At 41.2% G+C, this 19,198-nt stretch carries 18 protein-coding genes; 9 read left to right on the forward strand and 9 right to left on the reverse strand.

What is annotated here, in order from left to right:
• The first annotated feature begins 2 nt into the window (after positions 1–2).
• The 3 genes from O3646_RS05560 to celB all read left to right on the forward strand — a co-directional run bounded on the left by O3646_RS05560 (position 3) and on the right by celB (position 2,284).
• Positions 3–317, forward strand: coding sequence for a PTS cellobiose transporter subunit IIA (locus tag O3646_RS05560; RefSeq protein WP_049474113.1), 315 nt, complete (start codon positions 3–5; stop codon positions 315–317).
• Between the two features lie 28 nt (positions 318–345).
• Positions 346–852, forward strand: coding sequence for a hypothetical protein (locus O3646_RS05565; RefSeq protein ID WP_049474112.1), 507 nt, complete (start codon positions 346–348; stop codon positions 850–852).
• Positions 853–937: 85 nt separating this feature from the next.
• Complete coding sequence (gene celB, locus O3646_RS05570; RefSeq protein ID WP_049474111.1) at positions 938–2,284, forward strand: PTS cellobiose transporter subunit IIC; 1,347 nt, start codon at positions 938–940, stop codon at positions 2,282–2,284.
• Between the two features lie 290 nt (positions 2,285–2,574).
• Here the strand turns inward: celB and O3646_RS05575 are convergent, their stop codons facing one another.
• The 3 genes from O3646_RS05575 to O3646_RS05585 form a co-directional block, all read right to left on the reverse strand.
• A complete protein-coding gene (locus tag O3646_RS05575; RefSeq protein WP_371605536.1) occupies positions 2,575–3,174 on the reverse strand; it encodes a histidine phosphatase family protein in 600 nt (199 codons plus the stop codon).
• A 9-nt stretch (positions 3,175–3,183) separates the two neighbouring features.
• On the reverse strand, positions 3,184–4,023 hold the full coding sequence (locus O3646_RS05580) for a Cof-type HAD-IIB family hydrolase (protein WP_049474109.1): 840 nt from the start codon (positions 4,021–4,023) through the stop codon (positions 3,184–3,186).
• 98 nt (positions 4,024–4,121) lie between these two features.
• The gene (locus O3646_RS05585; protein ID WP_070662788.1) at positions 4,122–5,003 is read right to left on the reverse strand and encodes an AraC family transcriptional regulator; all 882 of its coding nucleotides are present in this window, start codon (positions 5,001–5,003) and stop codon (positions 4,122–4,124) included.
• Between the two features lie 107 nt (positions 5,004–5,110).
• Between O3646_RS05585 and O3646_RS05590 the strand changes: the two genes are divergently transcribed.
• The gene (locus tag O3646_RS05590; protein WP_049474107.1) at positions 5,111–6,547 is read left to right on the forward strand and encodes a glycoside hydrolase family 1 protein; all 1,437 of its coding nucleotides are present in this window, start codon (positions 5,111–5,113) and stop codon (positions 6,545–6,547) included.
• A gap of 82 nt (positions 6,548–6,629) precedes the next feature.
• Positions 6,630–6,971 carry an antibiotic biosynthesis monooxygenase family protein gene (locus tag O3646_RS05595; protein WP_049474106.1) on the forward strand — a complete coding sequence of 114 codons (342 nt, stop codon included), beginning with the start codon at positions 6,630–6,632 and terminating at the stop codon, positions 6,969–6,971.
• Between the two features lie 69 nt (positions 6,972–7,040).
• Here the strand turns inward: O3646_RS05595 and O3646_RS05600 are convergent, their stop codons facing one another.
• The 4 genes from O3646_RS05600 to O3646_RS05615 form a co-directional block, all read right to left on the reverse strand.
• A complete protein-coding gene (locus O3646_RS05600) occupies positions 7,041–9,755 on the reverse strand; it encodes a DEAD/DEAH box helicase family protein (RefSeq protein WP_371610653.1) in 2,715 nt (904 codons plus the stop codon).
• 149 nt (positions 9,756–9,904) lie between these two features.
• A complete protein-coding gene (locus O3646_RS05605; RefSeq protein WP_371610654.1) occupies positions 9,905–11,323 on the reverse strand; it encodes a VWA domain-containing protein in 1,419 nt (472 codons plus the stop codon).
• A gap of 301 nt (positions 11,324–11,624) precedes the next feature.
• Positions 11,625–12,500 (reverse strand): LysR family transcriptional regulator, encoded by an 876-nt coding sequence (locus tag O3646_RS05610; protein WP_347112954.1) that lies wholly within the window; start codon positions 12,498–12,500, stop codon positions 11,625–11,627.
• Positions 12,501–12,611: 111 nt separating this feature from the next.
• The gene (locus O3646_RS05615) at positions 12,612–12,962 is read right to left on the reverse strand and encodes a helix-turn-helix domain-containing protein (protein ID WP_023919061.1); all 351 of its coding nucleotides are present in this window, start codon (positions 12,960–12,962) and stop codon (positions 12,612–12,614) included.
• A 392-nt stretch (positions 12,963–13,354) separates the two neighbouring features.
• On the opposite strand from O3646_RS05615, the gene O3646_RS05620 reads away from it, so the two are divergent.
• Positions 13,355–14,980: a malolactic enzyme gene (locus O3646_RS05620; protein ID WP_371610689.1), complete on the forward strand. Its 1,626-nt coding sequence runs from the start codon at positions 13,355–13,357 to the stop codon at positions 14,978–14,980.
• Positions 14,981–15,063: 83 nt separating this feature from the next.
• Complete coding sequence (locus O3646_RS05625; protein ID WP_023919058.1) at positions 15,064–16,011, forward strand: AEC family transporter; 948 nt, start codon at positions 15,064–15,066, stop codon at positions 16,009–16,011.
• Positions 16,012–16,101: 90 nt separating this feature from the next.
• On the opposite strand, the gene O3646_RS05630 is transcribed toward O3646_RS05625, so the two are convergent.
• Both O3646_RS05630 and O3646_RS05635 read right to left on the reverse strand, forming a co-directional pair.
• Complete coding sequence (locus O3646_RS05630) at positions 16,102–16,911, reverse strand: Cof-type HAD-IIB family hydrolase (RefSeq protein ID WP_125826582.1); 810 nt, start codon at positions 16,909–16,911, stop codon at positions 16,102–16,104.
• A 12-nt stretch (positions 16,912–16,923) separates the two neighbouring features.
• Positions 16,924–17,667 (reverse strand): DeoR/GlpR family DNA-binding transcription regulator, encoded by a 744-nt coding sequence (locus O3646_RS05635; protein WP_371610655.1) that lies wholly within the window; start codon positions 17,665–17,667, stop codon positions 16,924–16,926.
• Between the two features lie 177 nt (positions 17,668–17,844).
• Between O3646_RS05635 and O3646_RS05640 the strand changes: the two genes are divergently transcribed.
• Both O3646_RS05640 and O3646_RS05645 read left to right on the forward strand, forming a co-directional pair.
• Complete coding sequence (locus O3646_RS05640; protein WP_049497956.1) at positions 17,845–18,414, forward strand: sugar O-acetyltransferase; 570 nt, start codon at positions 17,845–17,847, stop codon at positions 18,412–18,414.
• Positions 18,411–19,175, forward strand: coding sequence for a nucleoside phosphorylase (locus O3646_RS05645; RefSeq protein WP_049497957.1), 765 nt, complete (start codon positions 18,411–18,413; stop codon positions 19,173–19,175). Before O3646_RS05640 ends, O3646_RS05645 begins: the two co-directional genes overlap by 4 nt.
• Positions 19,176–19,198 lie beyond the last annotated feature (23 nt).

Raw genomic sequence — 19,198 nt, forward strand, 5'->3', positions numbered from 1 at the left:
GTATGAATCAAGAAGAACTACAGGTCGCGGCATTTGAAATTATTCTTCATTCGGGAAATGCAAGATCAGAAATACATGAAGCATTTGCTAAGATGAGGGAAGGTAGTTTCGATGAAGCAGAGAATCAATTAAATAAATCAAATGAAATAATTCTGGAGGCTCATCATGCACAAACCAAACTACTAAATGAATATGCAAGTGGCGTAGAAATTAAAATTGAAATTATCATGGTACATGCTCAAGATCATTTAATGACAACGATGACTTTGTTAGAAGTAGCGAAGGAAATGTTAGTTCTTTATAGGAAAGTTGGCTAAATTTGTATATTTACACAAGGAGGTAAAAATGGATAAAAAAGAACGACAAGAAATTGAACGACAACGTCGGGAGACTGCTTTGAAAAATACTTTTTTCAATCGATTTCTTCTTTTACGTTATTCAATCGCACTCTTCTTTTTTGGCAATATTTATTGGCTTTTAATCCAATTTATTAGACCCTCTCTTGTCGTGATTTTCCCTATTATACTCGTCGTATTTTCTATTTTAGCTACTGTTGAGCAGTTTCGATTGTATGGGAAACGGAGTGTGCGATTGGGAATAACACAAATGTTTGTTCGTTTACAAGCAGTTATTTCAACGGGATTACTTGTTCTAACTTGGACAAGTTGGTTCACCTATCTTTTTCCAATTTTCGAAAATAATCAAGTCGCACGTGTGTTTGTCTTTATAGTTCTTTTATTGGGTCTGGTTATCAGCTTATTAGATATTAGAAGAATTCAAGATATATATCAACAAAAAGATAAGGCTTATCAACGATTTATTCAATTGGAAAAGAGCTCACTTAACTTATAAACTTTTGGTTAGAGTCGATATACTTCGAATTATTCTTTTTTTGAAAAAGTAAATAATTATTATGTTTAATTAAGGAGGTCTGTTTATGGATCAGCAAAGCGGATTGTTTGGTTTCCTTGAAAATCACGTCATGGGACCAATGGGTAAACTTGCTCAGTTTAAAGTTGTGCGTGCTATTACCGCAGCCGGTATGGCAGCCGTACCTTTTACTATTGTTGGGTCAATGTTTTTGGTATTTAGTATTTTGCCACAAGCTTTCTCATTCTGGCCAATTGTAGCAGATATTTTCTCTGCTTCATTTGATAAATTTACGTCACTATATATGGTTGCAAACTATGCAACTATGGGCTCATTATCACTTTACTTTGTACTTTCATTAGCATATGAGTTGACTAAAATCTATGCAGAAGAAGAAGAGTTAAATATGAATCCTCTTAATGGTGCTCTTCTTGCATTAATGGCATTTATCATGACAGTTCCACAGATTATTTTTGATGGAGGTATGATGAAGGCTGTGACAAGTCTCAAAGAAGGAGCTGTAGTTGCTGATGGTTGGGCAATGGGAAATGGAGTTACTCGTTTTGGTACTACAGGTATTTTCACAGCGATTATTATGGCTATTGTCACAGTTCTTATTTATCGTATGTGTGTTAAACGGAATTGGGTCATTAAAATGCCCGAAGCTGTTCCAGAAGGTGTTTCTCGTGGATTTACCGCATTGATTCCAGGCTTTGTAGTTGCGTTCGTTGTTATTTTCATTAATGGCTTACTTGTGGCTATGGGAACAGATATTTTTAAAGTTATTGCTATTCCATTTGGGTTTGTTGCGAATCTGACCAACTCATGGATTGGACTGATGATTATTTATCTATTAACTCAACTTCTTTGGATTGTAGGTATTCACGGTGCAAATATTATCTTTGCTTTTGTAACTCCAATCGCACTTGCTAACATGGCGGAAAATGCTGCTGGAGGTCACTTTGCTGTAGCTGGAGAGTTTTCTAACATGTTTGTTATTGCAGGAGGATCTGGAGCAACTCTTGGTCTATGTGCATATATCGCATTTGTAGCTAAGTCAGAACAACTTAAAGCGATTGGACGTGCTTCAATTGTGCCGGCATTGTTCAATATTAATGAACCTTTGATTTTTGGTTTACCAATTATCTATAATCCAGCCTTGGCCATTCCGTTTATCTTAGCGCCAATGGTTACTGCAAGTATTTACTATTTTGCTAACGCTCTGCAATTAATTAATCCGGTAATCGCTCAAGTTCCTTGGCCAACTCCAGTAGGGATAGGTGCTTTCTTAGGAACGACGGATGTTCGAGCAGTTTTTGTTGCACTACTTTGTGCAGTTGCAGCGTTCTTAGTTTATTTCCCATTCATCCGAGTTTATGATCAAAAATTGGTGAAAGAAGAACAAGAAGCATAATAAATTAAGAATTTCCAAATTATTAACGTACTCCAAGAAATTCATATAAGATAAAATTGAATTAGTAGAGAAAAATTTTCATTTTAAAAATTTTTCTCTACTTTTTTCAAAGACAAGTAAAATAGACTGTTATCTATTTTAACTATCTTTGAAGTCTATATCTGTTTTTTGGAATCATTGCAAAGTTTGTTATAATAAGATTTATAGGTGCATTAATTAATTTTTACAGAACTAAACTATTCCCTATTTAAAAAAATCATAAACCTTGTGTGTTTATGATTTTTTCTTGTCTAGGTTTCATCGCCTGTCCAGCCACTGAAATCGTGATGGATGACGTCTTCTAAATAAAAAATATGATCTGTATAGGTGAACTTGAGGATGCAGCAATTGGTCATGCGACCAGTGATCGGCGTCTGCTGATATTTCTCCCAGACTCTTGCAAAATTGCGGATAGAGCCCCCATGGGAGACCATAAGAATTGTATCTCCACTTGTTTTTTCCATCAGCTCTTGAATAGTCTGGTTGATGCGTTCTTGAACTTCTTGTTGAGATTCTCCCCCGTAGTGAACGAAGAAGTCTTCATAAGGTAGAGCTGGATTGAGGTCCTCACTTTCTCCTTCAAACACTCCAAAATTCCATTCCTTGAGGCCTTTGATTCGTTGATAAGAGACTTGTCCATTGGTTGCAATTTCCAAAGTATCACAGGCACGTTCAGAAGTTGAGCTATAGGCTTGATCAAAATGAATGCCATTTTCTTTTAAATAATTGCCAGCAATCTGAGCTTGGTAGATTCCAAGGTCTGTCAGTGGAGAATCACACCAACCTTGGATCAGATGGCGTTTGTTAAAGAGTGTCTGCCCATGACGCATGAGATAAAGAGTTTTTGACATACGATCCTCCTACAGTAAACCTAGTTTTTCAAAAGCTTTATAAAGACCGTCTTCTCGGACATCATCCGTGATCAAATCCGCCATGGCAAGGATTTCTGGTCCACCATTTCCCATCGCCACACCAATCTGACAGGCTTCTAGCATAGGAATATCGACTTTAGCATCACCAAAAGCGATGGTATCTTCACGATTGGCCCCAAGATGCTGGAGAATAACATCAACTGCATAGGCTTTATGAATATCTTTTACACCTAAATCTCCAAAGAGAGCCTCTTCCCCACGTCCTCCCCAAGTTCCGGCTTTTAGCTCCGGGAAGGCTTCCTTAGAATCCAAATGATCCTGGTAGGAGTGGAGAATGAAGCTGATTTTGTTCAAGTCATCGCGGTAGAGCTCTCCACCATAAACCAAGCCATGCAAGGCATCCTCTGCCTCCATGTGTAAGACTTGTTCTTCGCTAGCTCCCTTGCCTAAAGCGTAGGCGCGTAGAGTTGGTCTCGCGGCTTCCCGAAAATTCCGACTGGCAAAAAGGCCGTTATTGCTTTCAAGATAGAATTCTAAGCCTCGTGATTCAAGCCAATCAACAGCTCGCTTGGCTGTCTCATAGGGGATTAGTTGATGTTGGAGGATCTGACCCTTATGTTCAACATAAGAACCATTTCCTCCAATCATGCCATCAAAACCGATATTCCAAATGTCGTCAGGCATTTCTGCCTTACTCCGTCCCGTGCAAACATAGACGAGATGTCCATTTTCACGTGCTTTTCGAATGGCCTGTCTAGCTGAATTGGGTATGTGATTATCATAGTCAACAATGGTTCCATCAACATCTAGGAAAATAATCTTGCTCATCAGTTCCTTCCTTTCCTATTTTTCACGATTCTACATTTTAATTGGCAAGTAATCTACTGATATCCTGTTATATAATGATACTTTCCTATTATACCCCATTATCCTTTTCGTTCTTCTCGATAGACCCGAGGAGTCACGTGATAAGCCTTTTTAAACTGGCGATTGAAATTGGACAGATTGGTGAAACCGACTTCCGATGCAATTTCTAGGATGGAGAGACTGGAGTGTTGGAGGAGTTCGGTCGCCTTTCGTAAACGGTAGGAGATCAGGTAATCGATGCAACTAACGCCCAGATTTTTCTTGAAGAAATTCATGAAGTAAGTGGGACTATAGTTACAAATGGATGCTAGGTGATCAATGGTGAGCTCCTCGTTGTAATGCGCATTGATGTAATCAATGATGGTCCGTATTTTTTCCTCTCTTCGATAGGCATCGCGGGTTTGGTCTTTGGAGTGGACATAGCCGTGTTGAAAGAGAAGGTGAAGGAGGGATAAGAGTTTACTTTTCAGTTCTAATTCAAAGAAGCCCTTACGGTAGTAGCCAATTTCTATCGCCTCAACCAGAAGTTTCCGAATCTCGGAATAACCAGCTTGATGAGGTTTGATGACACGATCAAAGTCTAACTGTCCGTTGTAGAGTGGCTGAAGATAATTAATTGAAGCGTAGTCTAAAGTTGAATAGCCAAGCAAATCGAGATGGAAATTGATGGCATCCATAAAGTGATAGTTCCTATCAATTGGGTGGATTGAATGGAGGCAATTGGGACGGATGAGGATAATATCGCCTTTTTCACTATTAAAATAATCATAATCAATATGGAATTGCGCTTGGCCATCATGGACATAGATGAGTTCCATATCGGTATGCCAATGAAAGAGAATATCAGGATGACCGTCTTCCATAATGGTCCGAGTAATGGAGTAGGGGGTGAGATCGTTCTTATAGGGGATATTTTTGTGGAGTTGTCCTAAATTAAGCATGATTTTCCTTTTTGTGAGAATAGTATCAGTAATAGATAGTTTAGTGTAAGACAGTTGATTCTGGATTCATTATAATATAAGAAAGAACAAAAGAAAAGAGAAAGAATATGGCTAAATTTCCTACAGATTTTTTATGGGGTGGCGCAACTGCTGCCAATCAATATGAAGGTGCTTATAATGTTGATGGAAAAGGACTTTCTGTTCAGGATGTGACACCAAAAGGTGGAGTTCCGGCTAAACCTGGAGACCATAATCCGCTGATTACAGAAGAACCTACTCCTGACAACTTAAAACTTGAGGGAATTGATTTCTACCATCGCTACAAGGAAGATATCGCTCTATTTGCAGAAATGGGTTTTAAGGTCTATCGCACGTCTATCGCTTGGTCTCGTATCTTCCCTAACGGGGATGAGCTGGAACCAAACGAAGCAGGCTTACAGTTCTATGATGACTTATTTGATGAATTAGCTAAGTATGGCATTGAACCATTGGTGACACTTTCTCACTATGAGACACCATTGCACTTAGCTCGTCAGTATAATGGCTGGGTGAACCGTGATTTAATTGCTTTCTACGAGCGCTATGTTCGTACAGTCTTCAATCGTTACAAGGACAAAGTGAAGTATTGGTTGACCTTTAACGAAATCAACTCGGTTCTGCATGCGCCTTTCATGAGTGGTGGGATTGCTACACCAGCTGAAGAGTTGTCAAAACAAGATCTTTATCAAGCAGTTCACCATGAATTGGTAGCTTCAGCTTTAGCAACAAAAGTAGGTCATGAAATTAACCCAGATTTCAAGATTGGTTGTATGGTATTAGCAATGCCAGCTTATCCAATGACACCAAATCCTAAAGATGTCCTAGCAACTCGTGAGTTTTCAAACCAAAATTATCTTTTCTCCGATATTCATGCGCGTGGGAAATACCCAGCCTATATCAATCGTTATTTCCGTGAAAACAATATTTCCATTGAATTTGCTGACGGTGATGCCGAATTACTAGCAGAAAATACGGTTGACTTCATTTCCTTCTCATACTATATGAGTGTGGTGCAAGCACACGATCCTGAAAACTATGAGTCAGGTATGGGAAATCTTCTTGGTGGAGTAAGCAATCCTTATCTTGCTAGCTCTGAGTGGGGATGGCAAATTGACCCAGTTGGCCTACGCTTAGTATTGAACGATTTCTATGACCGTTATCAATTGCCACTCTTTATCGTAGAAAATGGACTTGGAGCTAAAGATGTCTTGGTAGAAGGTCCAAATGGTCCAACGGTGGAAGATGACTACCGGATTGATTATTTAAAACAGCACTTGCAACAGGTGGGAGAAGCGCTTGAGGATGGTGTAGAACTTTTGGGATACACGACTTGGGGTTGTATCGACCTGGTGTCTGCGTCGACTGCAGAGATGAGCAAGCGCTACGGATTTATCTATGTAGACCGTAATGATGATGGCACAGGAACTTTGGCTCGATATAAAAAGAAATCCTTTGATTGGTATAAGGAAGTCATTGCAAGTAACGGTGAGTTACTATATCATTAATTTGCTCCTTATAAGACGACAAGTCTGAGACATTCTCAGACTTGTTTTAAAATAATAGTAAAAGAGAAATTGGAGAAATAAAATGGTTTTAACAGTCAATATTTATTACAAGGGAAAAGATGGGGCTGCTATTGCCTTTGCCAAAAAGATGTTAGAAACTGGTATTGTAGCTGAGATCCGAGATAAAGAAGGAAGTCTCAGATATGGCTACTTCCTCCCCTTAGAGGATCCGGAAACAGTCTTACTGATTGACCAATGGGCCAATCAAGAAGCCCTTGATCTTCATCACCAATCTCCTACCATGCAGAAAATCTTAGACTTACGCCAGAAATATAACCTTGTCATGGAAGTAGAGCGATTTATCGAAGATGAATCAGGAATTCCAGAAGGTGACGAGCAGTTTATTGCTAGGGGAGAACTTTAAAAATATCTAATCAAAAAAAGCATCCAAACCCTTTAAGTAAGATAGGGAGTTGGATGTTTTTTATTCTTTTTATTTCAAATTCGACATCACTTGTTTCTTGGTGAAGGTGCGCTCTTGTTTGTTAGCCAAGGCCTTGATGCGCGCATCTAAAAGAACAGCACGACCTTCCGTACTTCGAGTATAAACCAGGTCATACTTACCTATACTCTTTCGAATCTGCTCGACAAAGGCTTGGGCATCTTCTTTCCGTTTGTCAAAGAGGCTTGGCACGGCGAAATATTCTGTCTGATCGGATACCTTTTCTTGTGCTTTCAAGATATAGCGTTGATTTTCAATCGGTGCGAAAAATTCGATCATGGTTTGCGAGAAGAGTTCTTTCTCTCGCATGGTTCCGCCCTTCATATAGATCAGCGTGTTGATGGCATCCTTCCTATCTCTGACCACTTGGATACGGGTCTCTTGGGTTTGAATCTGTCCAGAAGCTAATAAGGCTTGACGGACAGCTTCTCCAAATACTTCCATGCGTTTATAAGGACTCTTATAGAGGTAGTAACGGAGCCAAGCAAGGAGTGCGAGAACAGCTAAGACGAATAGAAGAATAAGAGAAACAGTGTTCCTTCCTCCTCTATGTGAGTAGTAAATAAGGTTGGCGAAAGCATCGGTCAAAGCAGCAGCCGTCAGCCAGCGAGCTAGCTTTCTGGCATCAAAAAATAGGGCCAGAGGCAGGAAGTGTTTATCCACTTGGACCTCGTTTGCAATCTCCATATTCTCCAGAATCGGAAGGGCTTTTTGCCAGCCGTCTCGGAGTTCTTGACGATGGGTGGAGCGCTCTAAGGTTTCTTCATTGAGTTTTTGCAACTGTTTTTTGGTATAGCGGATATTGTCAAAGGCTAGACGCTCAATACCGGATTCGATGAAGGGCTCCTTGTAATGGAGACCTAAAAATTGCTTCATCCGTCTTTCTAAGAGCTCCAGATCAGGACTGTATTCTTTCAACTGATCAGTGATGGCTTCGATTTCTTCCTTTTCAAGATCGGACTTTTCATACCATTTCTTTAGGGAAAGGTTGATAGAGACTAGATGCCAGATATTACTGGTCTTGTCTGGATCCTCAGGCCACACTCGGATGGCACGACCTCGCATTTGGTTGCTGAGCATAAAGCTGCCGACAAAGCTCGCTAGGATCAGGGAATTGACACAAGGAGCATCCCAGCCTTCTCCTAGAAGAGACTTGGTTCCAATAACAACCTGGATGAGGCCCTCTTGAAAGAGCTGGGTCACAGCTGTCACCAAATCATGTTGAGAACCGACCAAACGAACCTTGAGAAAGTCATCAGGAGATAATTGGCCGACATTTTGGTAAGTCAGTCGATCTGCTCCTAGAAGCTCTTCTAGTCTTGGCTTAGCAACTGTTGGGATGATGACGATACTACCTGTTAAGACAGCGATGGCAGGAGGAGTCGTTAGCTCTAAGCTTTCCCTGCGAATGGATTCAAAATACGAGAGAACTCCCAACTGAGTGAATTGGGCATCCTTATCCCCGAGATGGACTTCAAAGTCTTGACGAATGTAGTCTGTTAATACCAGTTGTCGCAGTTGGCTTCCAAGAGCCTGGTATTCCGCCTTGAAAATCTCTCGAACCGCATTGAGTTTTCCGAGGGATTGGTTGAGTAGGAGATCTTGTTTTTTGTTGTGGACCAGTTTGACTTGTTTTCGATCGATTAAACTAGCTGCTTTTAATTCATGGAGGACTTGCTTTTCGTATTCTTCTGGTAGATTGTACCAGTGGGGAACTTGAAAGAGCAGGCCTTGCAGGAGAATTTCTAGCCAATCCATGGTGAAAGCAGGAAGTTTCTTGGCTCCTAAAAGGTCCTGGAAACGTTTGGGAAAGGCGATTCCCTTGCTCCGAAGAAAGATCAGGGTAGCAGAGAGATATTGGGGATCATTGAGCAATTCATCATCGCTGATCTGACCCGATAAGGCCTGGCAGGTTTGGAGGTGTTGGCAAAAGAGGGGATCGGAAGTCAGTTGTTGCAAGAGAGCATTCTTTTGTTGGCTAAAAGCATCCAACTGCTCTTGCTCTTCCTTGGTTGGAAAGGCAAAGTAGACATAGTCTTGGTGAGGACAAAGGGTGTCTTCCTTGACCAATTCGGGAACCGTAATTTCCTCATCAATCTCACCACACATGCGGATATAGCGATCCCAAAGGGCAGGATCCCCTTCATAGGGAGGGGTGGCGGTAAGGGAGATCATCTTTAAGTCAGGGAAGGCTTGACGAAAGGCTTCCAAACTCTTCCACCATTCATTGCGTAAGTGGTGACACTCATCTAAACAAAGGGTTCCGAGTGAGATGGCTTTGAAAGTAGTGAAGATATCAAAGCCTTTGAAATCAAATGTTTCAATCTCTGCCTGGTCATCGGTATCCTCAGCTTGCGATTGACCGACGACTTGGTTCATGGCGCTGTGTAGGGCCTGATAGGTAGCTACTGTAATCAGCTTAGGATGTTTTAAGTCTTGTGAAATCAGTTGTTCCGCTTGACTTTCATCACTCAAGAATGCCTGGATAATCCGATCCACCCATTGTTGACGAATGGTGACCGTTGGAGCCAAGATCAGGGTTGGCTGGCCGAAGCGTCTGATAAATTCGATTCCCAGGGTTGTTTTTCCCGAGCCAGGAGCTGCTACCAAATGCAGGTGGCCATCCGCCATAAAAGCGTCACTCTTATCGAGAACGCGTTTTTGATAGTGTCTCCATTGGCCTGTAAAGGCTAGTTCTTGTAACATTGGTTTCCTCCCTTGTACTGTCCCCATTATATCATAGCGGAGGACAAGAATCTCTTGGTAGAAGTTGAAGATTTCCGCTTTCTAATGAAAATAGCAAAGGGGAAATTTTGAGTGATAAAAAGCCCAATCAACGGATTAGGCTTTTCATGTTAGTCTTTCTTTGTTTTACGAGAGAGGCCAAAGGCAGCACTCATGCTAAGAAGACCAAGGCCAAGAGTTGTCAAGGCAATTGAGGTCTTGCTTCCTGTATTTGGAAGACTTGCTTCTTTTTGAGGAAGAGCTGCAGGTGCGATATAGACTGCTGTTTTGGCAGGCTCGTTTTTAGCAGGTGTGAATACAGTCGGTTTCGCAGGGGTTACAACAGCCGGTTTTTGAGGAGTAGGAGTCGGTGTTGCAGGCGTTTGGATGCTAGGAGTTTGTGGTTTTACTTTCGCCACACGATGAGTTTTTGAGATCAACTCATACTTGTCTGTTTGGACTTTGAAGACACGACCTTTTTGGACAGTTTCAACGACTTTATTGGCAAATTGAACGTTCAACAAGTTAGCAAAGTTTTTGTCGATATCTAAGTAGAGACCATTTGTTCCATTGACCAATGGATCAAAGTCTTTTTTTTCACGTGTTTCACCAACCACTGTCAAAGAGATACCAGCATCTTTAAGGGCTTTCAGTGTCGCTTCTTTGGTTGGTGTATCCTTTGTAAGATCAATGTCCTCATCTGTAATCAAGAAAGCAAAGCGATGGTTGTTTGCCCCAGTCCCCCAGTTGTAGTCTCCTGAAGTAGCGATATGATGCAATGGAACAGTAGCATTTTCATAGTAGCCTTTAGTTTTGATGGTTTTCAAAGCAGAAATGAAACTTTCTGGATCACTTGTGAACTTAGATCCATTGAAATCATGGTATTTAACTTCACTAGCTCTTTCGTATTCAACCAATCCTAAACGAGCTTGAATATTTTTTGCCGATAGATTGCGAACGAAGGTCTCGACATTCTTCATCGTATCCCTGATGTGAGAATCCATTGAAGTTGATTTGTCAATGACAAAGACGATGTCTGATGTTGCTTGAACTTCTTTTTTATTGACCACATCGGCTTCTTTTGTCACTTCGACTACAGTTGTTTTATTAACTGTTTCAGTTGTTGTCTCAGTGTAGTCCGCTGTTTCCTTGGTTGATGTAGCTGTCTTAGTAGATGAGACCGGTTTTGAAGTGCCAACAGGTGTGTTTGGATCTGCTAAGCTAGTCGTTTTGATGGTTGCTGTTGAAGTAGTGGTGGTGTCTGCACCGTCTGTTTTAGCAGATGGGCCAGTTTTTTTGACGTCCACAGCGATGATATCCCCAGTTTTTGCTTTATCAGCAGGAACAACTGGTGTATTGGCTTTGGCGTTGATTTCTTCTGTTGCAGCCGTGATAGGTGATTTTGCTGCTGTAGTGGCTGCAGGAGCAGCTTGGGTTGTGCTAGGTGCAACGTCATCAGCAGAAGCAATAGTCGTTCCTGTGAAGACAGTTCCTAAAACAACGGAAGCTAAAGTTAAAGTTTGTTTACGTGAAATAGTATATTTTTTCAAAATACGTCCCCTTTTTAATAAACTTTTTTCTATCATACAGGTTTTTGAAAAACTTGTCAACGGTATAATAATCAAGGGTTTCCGAGCTTTTTATATCTCTAATTATTAATAAAAAGTCGAATAAGTGAAATATACACAAAATAATTTAATTATACAATACATGCGAAAGAAAATAGGATTCCTAGCAATTTGCAGGAATCCTTATTTTATCGGCATTTCTACTCTATTTTTTAGTCGTAAAAAATACTAGCTAGTCACTTTATTTATGTTTCTGCATTAGCACTAAGAACAAAGACTACGACTAGTTTAGTAATTTTTCAAAGAATTGGATGACCTCCGGTTTGAGATTACTTTCCTTCGGTTCAACTAGTGAAACGTAAAAGCTGATCCGTTCATTTTCTGCCATCGGAATCGCGATCAGTTCTTCTTCACCATCTGTTAGTGCAAGATCTGCTAGTAAACTGATCCCCACTTGTTTACGAAGGAGTTGTTTTAGAAGCTGAATATCATCCGTCTGAAAGAAGGGCGTAGCCTCATGGTGATAGCGCTCATTCAACTGTTCAAAGGCTTTTAAATGAACAAAGTGCTCGTCTGGAATGATAAAATCTTCATCGATGACGTCTGAAAATTGTAATACTTTTTTTGAGGCTAGTGGATGGTTGTGATGAAGGATATAGAAGAGATCTCGTTTGGCCATTTCTCTTACCTGGAAGCGATGATCTTTAATCGGTACTAAACTCCCTAAAAAACTAGCATCTAGTTCTCCTTTGGAAAGCATTTCTAAAAGTTCAACAGATCCTTCTTGGACAGGATGGATACTTTGAAGAGCTGCAACATTACTGATAAAGGCGGGTTGTTTTCGGACAAGATAGTCAATGATGATTGGTGGGAAACCAACCGTATTGAATTGAGAGAGACTCCGGAGGATCTCTTTTTTGGCCCCTTGAATCTCAGGTAAGACCTTTTGAATATGTCGTAGCAAGATTTCTCCTTGGGGCGTCAATTTGAAAGTACGATGAGAAGGATCGTGCGCGATTAATGGACAGTGAAATTCCTTTTCTAGTCGTTTAATCGCATAGGAAACGGATGGTTGACTGATCCCGTGTTTTTGGGCAACCCCAGTAAAGGATTGCTGTTGACTAAGATCAAGAAAATAATAAAAGTCCTTAAGATTCATTGGGCTCCCTCTTCTAAATAGACAGACATGGATAAGCAAAAATTATCCGTGATAGCTAATTTGACTATATGATTTTTTGTTTGTTACAATCTGAGGTGAGTCAGAGGACAATTAAAGGCTATCTAAAAGATCTTCGAAAATCGTTAGGATCTTCTCCCTTTTTCCAACTGGAAGTTGCTTAATTTTCATATTTACTCTCTTAAGTGAAAGGCTGTCAGTAGGATCTGAAGACGCTTCGAGTGAATCAAAATTGAAGAATTCTTCAGGCGTTAACTCAAGAGCAGAAATGACTTTTTCAAGACTGTGAATGGTCAGATTCACGTTTTGATTTTCCAATTGATTGATGTATTTTAATCCAAGATCTGCCCGTTCCGATAGCTCCTCTTGACTCATGTTTTGTTTTTTTCGCAAATATTTGACCTTTTGCGCTATATACCGTTGTAAATAATGTTTTGTTTTCATGTAACCAGAATACAAGTTTTAAATGACAAAAATAACACCTTAAACAAAACAAAGTATTTTATAACAAACATATTTTAGATTTATTATCTATGGTTTTTATAGGTATTGATCATCATAAGTGGAAAAAAGAGTACCTGAAAACAGTGGATCTTTTGATGAGAATAACCTTCTAAAAGGTGGAAAGGAACAGGCTTTTTTAAGAGATGACCGTGACTATCTAGGAAGTGATGGATAAACCTATTATTTTGTTATCTTTTGAAATCGCATCATTTTCGGTTGCATCGCCTGAACATTCATTGCCTGATTCATTCATATTGTATCATATACATAACAAAGTGTCATTTAATGCAAATAAGTGGTATAATAAATTAAACTAATAAGGAGGTCACATGATGACTGCACATGATATTTTAAACAACCCTTTCCTTAACAAGGGAACTGCCTTTACTTTAGAGGAACGTAAGCAACTAGGTCTCATTGGCCTCCTACCACCTTACGTTCAAACCATTGAAGAACAAGCAGCGCAAACTTATGCGCAAATGCAAACAAAGGTTAATGATTTGGAAAAACGTTTGTTCCTAATGGAAATTTTTAATACAAATCGTACTCTATTTTACTACCTATTTGCTCAACATTTGGAAGAATTTAATCCCATTGTCTATGACCCAACCATTGCTGATACCATTGAAGGGTATAGCGATCTCTTTGTAGATCCACAATATGCCGCATATCTTGATATCAATCATCCTGAAAATATCGAAGCAACTTTGAAAAATGCAGCAGGGGACCGTGAAATTCGTCTTATTGTTGTGACAGATGCAGAAGGTATTCTCGGTATTGGTGACTGGGGTACAAATGGTGTTGATATTTCTGTTGGGAAATTGATGGTCTATACTGGAGCTGCAGGAATCGATCCTTCAACGGTGCTTCCTTTGGTCATTGATGCAGGTACCAACCGTGAAGAATTGCGTAACAATCCTAATTACTTAGGAAATCGTCACGAACGTGTGCGTGGAGATCGTTATTATGATTTTATCGATCAATTTGTTCAAACTGCAGAACGCCTCTTCCCTAAACTCTATCTGCACTGGGAAGATTTTGGTCGCTTAAATGCTGCTAACATCCTTGAAAAATACCGGAAGCAAATCCCAACCTTTAACGATGATATCCAAGGAACTGGTATTGTTACCCTAGGTGGGATCTTTGGGGCATTGGATATTACAGGTGAAAAATTAACGGATCAAGTTTATCTCTGCTATGGTGGTGGGACTGCTGGTGCAGGGATTGCTTCTCGTGTCCTTCGTGAAATGGTTAGTGAAGGTCTACCTGAAGAAGAAGCTTATAAACGCTTCTTTATGGTCGACAAACAAGGTCTCCTTTTTGATGATATGGATGACTTAACGCCGCAACAAAAACCATTTGCTAAGAAACGTTCTGATTTTGCCAATGCAGATCAGTTGACGGACCTTCTTGAAGTAGTGAAGACGGTTAAACCAACCATTCTTGTGGGAACTTCAACTCAGCCGAATACTTTCACAAAAGAAATTGTAGAAGCTATGTGTGAAAACACTGAACGTCCTATCATTTTCCCATTGTCAAACCCGACCAAACTAGCTGAGGCAAGTGCCAAAGATTTGATCGAATGGTCAGACGGAAAAGCATTTGTTGCAACAGGAATTCCAGCTGGTACAGTTTCCTATAAAGGTGTGGACTACGTGATTGGTCAAGCGAATAACGCACTGATTTATCCAGGTCTTGGACTTGGTATGCTGGCTTCTGAAGCGAGTCTGTTGACGGATGAAATGATTGGAGCTGCCGCACATTCATTGAGTGGTATTGTCAATCCAGGCGAACCAGGAGCACCAGTCTTACCTCCATTCAAGTATGTAGCTGATGTGTCTATCAAAGTAGCAGAAGCAGTTGCTAAAAAAGCGCAAGAACAAGGTCTTGCGCGTGCTCAAGAAACAGATATGGCTAAAGCAGTTCGTAATTTAAAATGGTACCCAGAATATAAATAAGTAAATGGGAATGGGGTGTACGAGTGCGACTGGATGCCTCGTACACCTTTTCTTGTATGTCCTGTTAGATAGAAAGGGAGACTATGGAAATCTTTTTAACGTCAATTCAGAGTATTGTACCCATTATCGTCATCATCATTCTTGGTTATTTCTTGCAAGTCCGAGGTTGGTTTCAAGAGAGCTTCGGAAATGACTTATCTAAACTGATTATGAACGTGGCCATGCCTGTTGCAATTTTTACCTCTGTTCTTAAATATTTAACTTTAGATAAATTGATTAGCTTGTCTGGCGGTTTGCTCTATACGTTTATCGCCTTCATTCTTGGTTACCTAGCGGCCTTTATCGCAGTGAAAGTTTTTAAAGTGCGCCCAGGACGCCGAGGAACCATGATTAATACCTTTGTTAATGCCAATACCATATTTATTGGTTTGCCTTTAAATATCGCTTTGTTTGGAAATCAAGCCCTTCCTTACTTCTTGGTTTATTATATTACAAATACAGTATCTACTTGGACATTAGGTGTCTATCTGATGACTTCTGATAGTAAAGAAGGGGCTTCAAAACAGGCTCAAAAATTTAATTGGAAGAAGCTTTTCCCAGCTCCTTTATTAGGTTTTCTCGTAGCCCTCGTCTTTTTGGTGTTACGTATTCCTGTTCCAAGTTTTGCGGAAAGTACCTTGACTTATATTGGTAGTTTAACAACGCCCTTATCTCTTGTCTATATCGGTATCGTCCTAGCTAAGGCAGGACTTAAGACGATTCGCTTTGATAAAGATACCATTATCACACTGGTTGGTCGTTTTATTCTTGCACCGGTCATCATGCTCTTGGTTCTGAAGTTCTTCTCTCCAAATATGGTGGCACCAGAATTTAGAACCTTTATGATTCAATCAGCAACACCAGCCTTGGCAGTTCTTCCTATCCTTGCCAATCAAGGTAAAGGCGATGTTGAGTTTTCAACGAATGTGGTCACTCTCAGCACAGTCTTATTTGTGATTGTGGTTCCAATTCTGCAGACATTGTTGGGATAGCATTTATATGAAAATGATGTAGTTTTAGTGCTATACATTCGTCAAAAAGGACGTCGGGTATTATACTCGACGTCCTTTTTAAACGGATGACTAGATCAACACATAGGTTTCAACCGCTTGCCCAGCCCCGTTTTCATTATTGTCCTTTGTCACGACTGCTGCTTCGTCTTTCACCTCTTGAGGAGCATTGCCCATAGCGACACCGATGCCTGCTTTTTTGAGCATAGGAAGGTCATTGAAGTTGTCCCCCATGGTGAGGACTTCTTCTAAGCTCAAGTGGTAGTGGTTGGCGAGTTCAACCAGAGCATCCTCTTTAGAGACGTGCTTAGCAGTAACTTCTAGGTAGTTGGCTTTGGAGAGATAAAAGGCGGTAGAAGGGAAGTCATCGGCAGAAATAGCACGATAGAGGGCTTGGATCTCTTCTGCATCTCCAATTAAGAGCAATTTGTGGAGGGGCTTTGTCATATCCAGCAAAGGATCCAATAGGGGAAGAATAAGAGGTTTTTCCCCTGTAATCCGGGCTTCCTCTCGGCTCCATTGGTCGAGATGATCGGTCATCCAGTCTTTTCCGCTATAGAGGTTGATCGAAACTTGAGGGAAGTGTTGGTTGGCCCAGTCGATAAACTGACGAGCTTCATTCTTGTCTAAGGGATGCTCAAACAGAACCTGCTCGCCTTTTTGAATCAAGGCCCCGTTGTAGCAGGCCATGGGGCAGTCTTCTATACCGAGTTCTTTGGCAATGGGTGCCATTCCTTTGGGGGAGCGAGCAGAGGCTAGCACGAAAGGGATCTCTTCACGCTTTAAATCTGGGATCAATGCTGCCAACTCTGGGTCAATCTGATGGTGGTCATTTAAGATGGTGCCATCGATATCGCTGATGATGAGACGAATGTGAGACATAAAGATTACCTCCTAATAGAGAATAGTGGTTTCGTTGCCGACTTGTTTAAGGATGTCAGGGCTTGGTTTTTGGTCGGTAATCCAATAATCAAATTGTTGGAGACGAGCAAGATAGTAGTTGGCATTTTGGGAGAACTTGCTGCTTTCTGCCACCAGCACCTTGGTACGAGCCCGTTCAAAGACGAGGGATTTGACTGTAACGTCTTCAGCATCTTCAAAGGTGACTTCGCCATTGGCTAAGCTACTTGCTCCAAAAAAAGCGAGATCAAAGCGAAGATTGTCCAGTATTTGTGCTTGATTCGCGTCATAGTAGAAGCGGTTTTTAGGGTAGAATTTCCCTCCTAAAAGATGAAAGTCAACCTGGGAATGGCTACTGAGCTGGATGGCATTGTCAAGGGAATGCGAATAGACTGTGACTTCCTTATTAAGCAAGCCAGCAAGCAGGGTCATCGAGGTGGAAACGTCGAGAAAGATCACTTGTCCATCTTGGATCAATTGCAGGGCCTTTTGAGCCATGGCAGTCTTTTCCTTGTTGGCCTTTTGACTGCGGTCTAGATAAGAAGGGCCAGGTTCTTTGTTTAAGGGAAGGAGACCACCGTGTGTCCTGCGAACCAGCTGGCGTTGGCTAAGGAGAGCGAAGTCACGACGGATGGTATCTTTTGAGACCTTGAAGTAGTCGACCATTTCTTTGGCCGATAGTTGTTTTCGCTCTTCTAAAAGTTCTAGGATTTTTTCGAGTCGCTGTTCCTGATACATGAGCTTGCTCCTTATTTCTGTTCTTGCCTATATTTTACATTATCTATTAAGCTAATGCAAGTGTTTTTAATTATTTTTAAGCGTTTGTGATCTTTTTTCTTGCAAACCCTTATTCTGACGTTTGTTTTAAAGGGGGAATTCTGCTATAATATGTCAAAATAACGTGGAGGTTTCCTTATGGCCAGTGAATATGAAAAAATGATTGCGGGTGATTTTTATAGACCTGCTGACCCTGAATTACGGGCTTTGGCCCAAGCCTCTCGGGAGAAACAAGAAGCCTTTAACCAAGAGGTGGATCCCCCAAAAGGGGTAGCTATCATCAAAGAGTGGTTTGGTTCAACCGGTGAAAACCTCTATCTTAATCGCCAGGTTCTTGTAGATTATGGGGTTAATATCCATCTGGGAGAAAATTTCTATGCCAATTACAATTTGACCATGTTGGATGTATGTCCCATTACGATTGGAAAGAATGCCATGATTGGTCCTAACTGCCAATTCTTGACCCCCTTGCACCCACTGGATCCAGACGAGCGCAATTCTGGTCTCGAGTACGGGGCGCCGATTACGATAGGAGATAACTTCTGGGCAGGAGGAGGGGTCACCATCCTTCCTGGTGTCACGCTGGGTGACAATGTGGTTGCTGGCGCAGGAGCAGTGGTCACAAAATCCTTTGGAGACAATGTGGTCCTTGGAGGAAATCCAGCCCGTGTCATTAAAGAAATACCCGTTAAAAAGGAGAAGGAATGATCCATAAACATGAAATACCCATTTTAGAGTTTGATGACAATCCACAGGCAGTCATTATGCCGACCCATGAGGGGTTAGACCTGCACCTACCTGAAAAATGTGTGTATGCTTTCTTGGAAGATGAGATTGATCGCTTTGCGGAAGCTGTTGGAGCCAAACAAGTAGCTAGCTTTGTCTCAGCTACCAAGATCTATCCGGTCTATGTTATGGAGTACAAAGGAGAGGAGATCTGCTTGGCCCAGGCGCCAGTTGGATCTGCCCCTGCCGCCCAATTCATGGATTGGTTGATTGGCTATGGAGTGAAGAAGATCATATCGGCCGGTAGCTGCGGGGTCTTGGTGGACATAGAAGAAAATGCTTTTTTAATCCCGACCAAGGCCTTGCGAGATGAAGGAGCCAGTTATCATTATGTCGCGCCTTCGCGTTATATAGAGGTGGACGGCCGCGCACTGACTGCTATTGAAGCAGTTCTCAAACAAGCGTCCATTCCTTATCAAGAGGTCATGACCTGGTCGACCGATGGCTTTTATAGGGAGACACCTGACAAGGTGGCCTATCGCATCGAAGAAGGGTGTAGTGTGGTGGAGATGGAATGTGCCTCTCTTGCTGCAGTGGCCCAGCTTCGTGAGGCGGTTTGGGGCTTGCTCCTATTTACCGCAGATTCTCTAGCAGATCTGGAACATTATGACCAGCGTGACTGGGGCTCAGAAGCTTTTGAGAAGGCCTTAGAATTATGCCTAGAAATGGTTCATTACTTGTAGGTCTATTCTCTTTTTATGATACA

The sequence above is a fragment of the Streptococcus sp. 27098_8_148 genome, from assembly GCF_041432105.1.
GTDB classification, from domain to species: Bacteria; Bacillota; Bacilli; order Lactobacillales; family Streptococcaceae; genus Streptococcus; species Streptococcus parasanguinis_AE.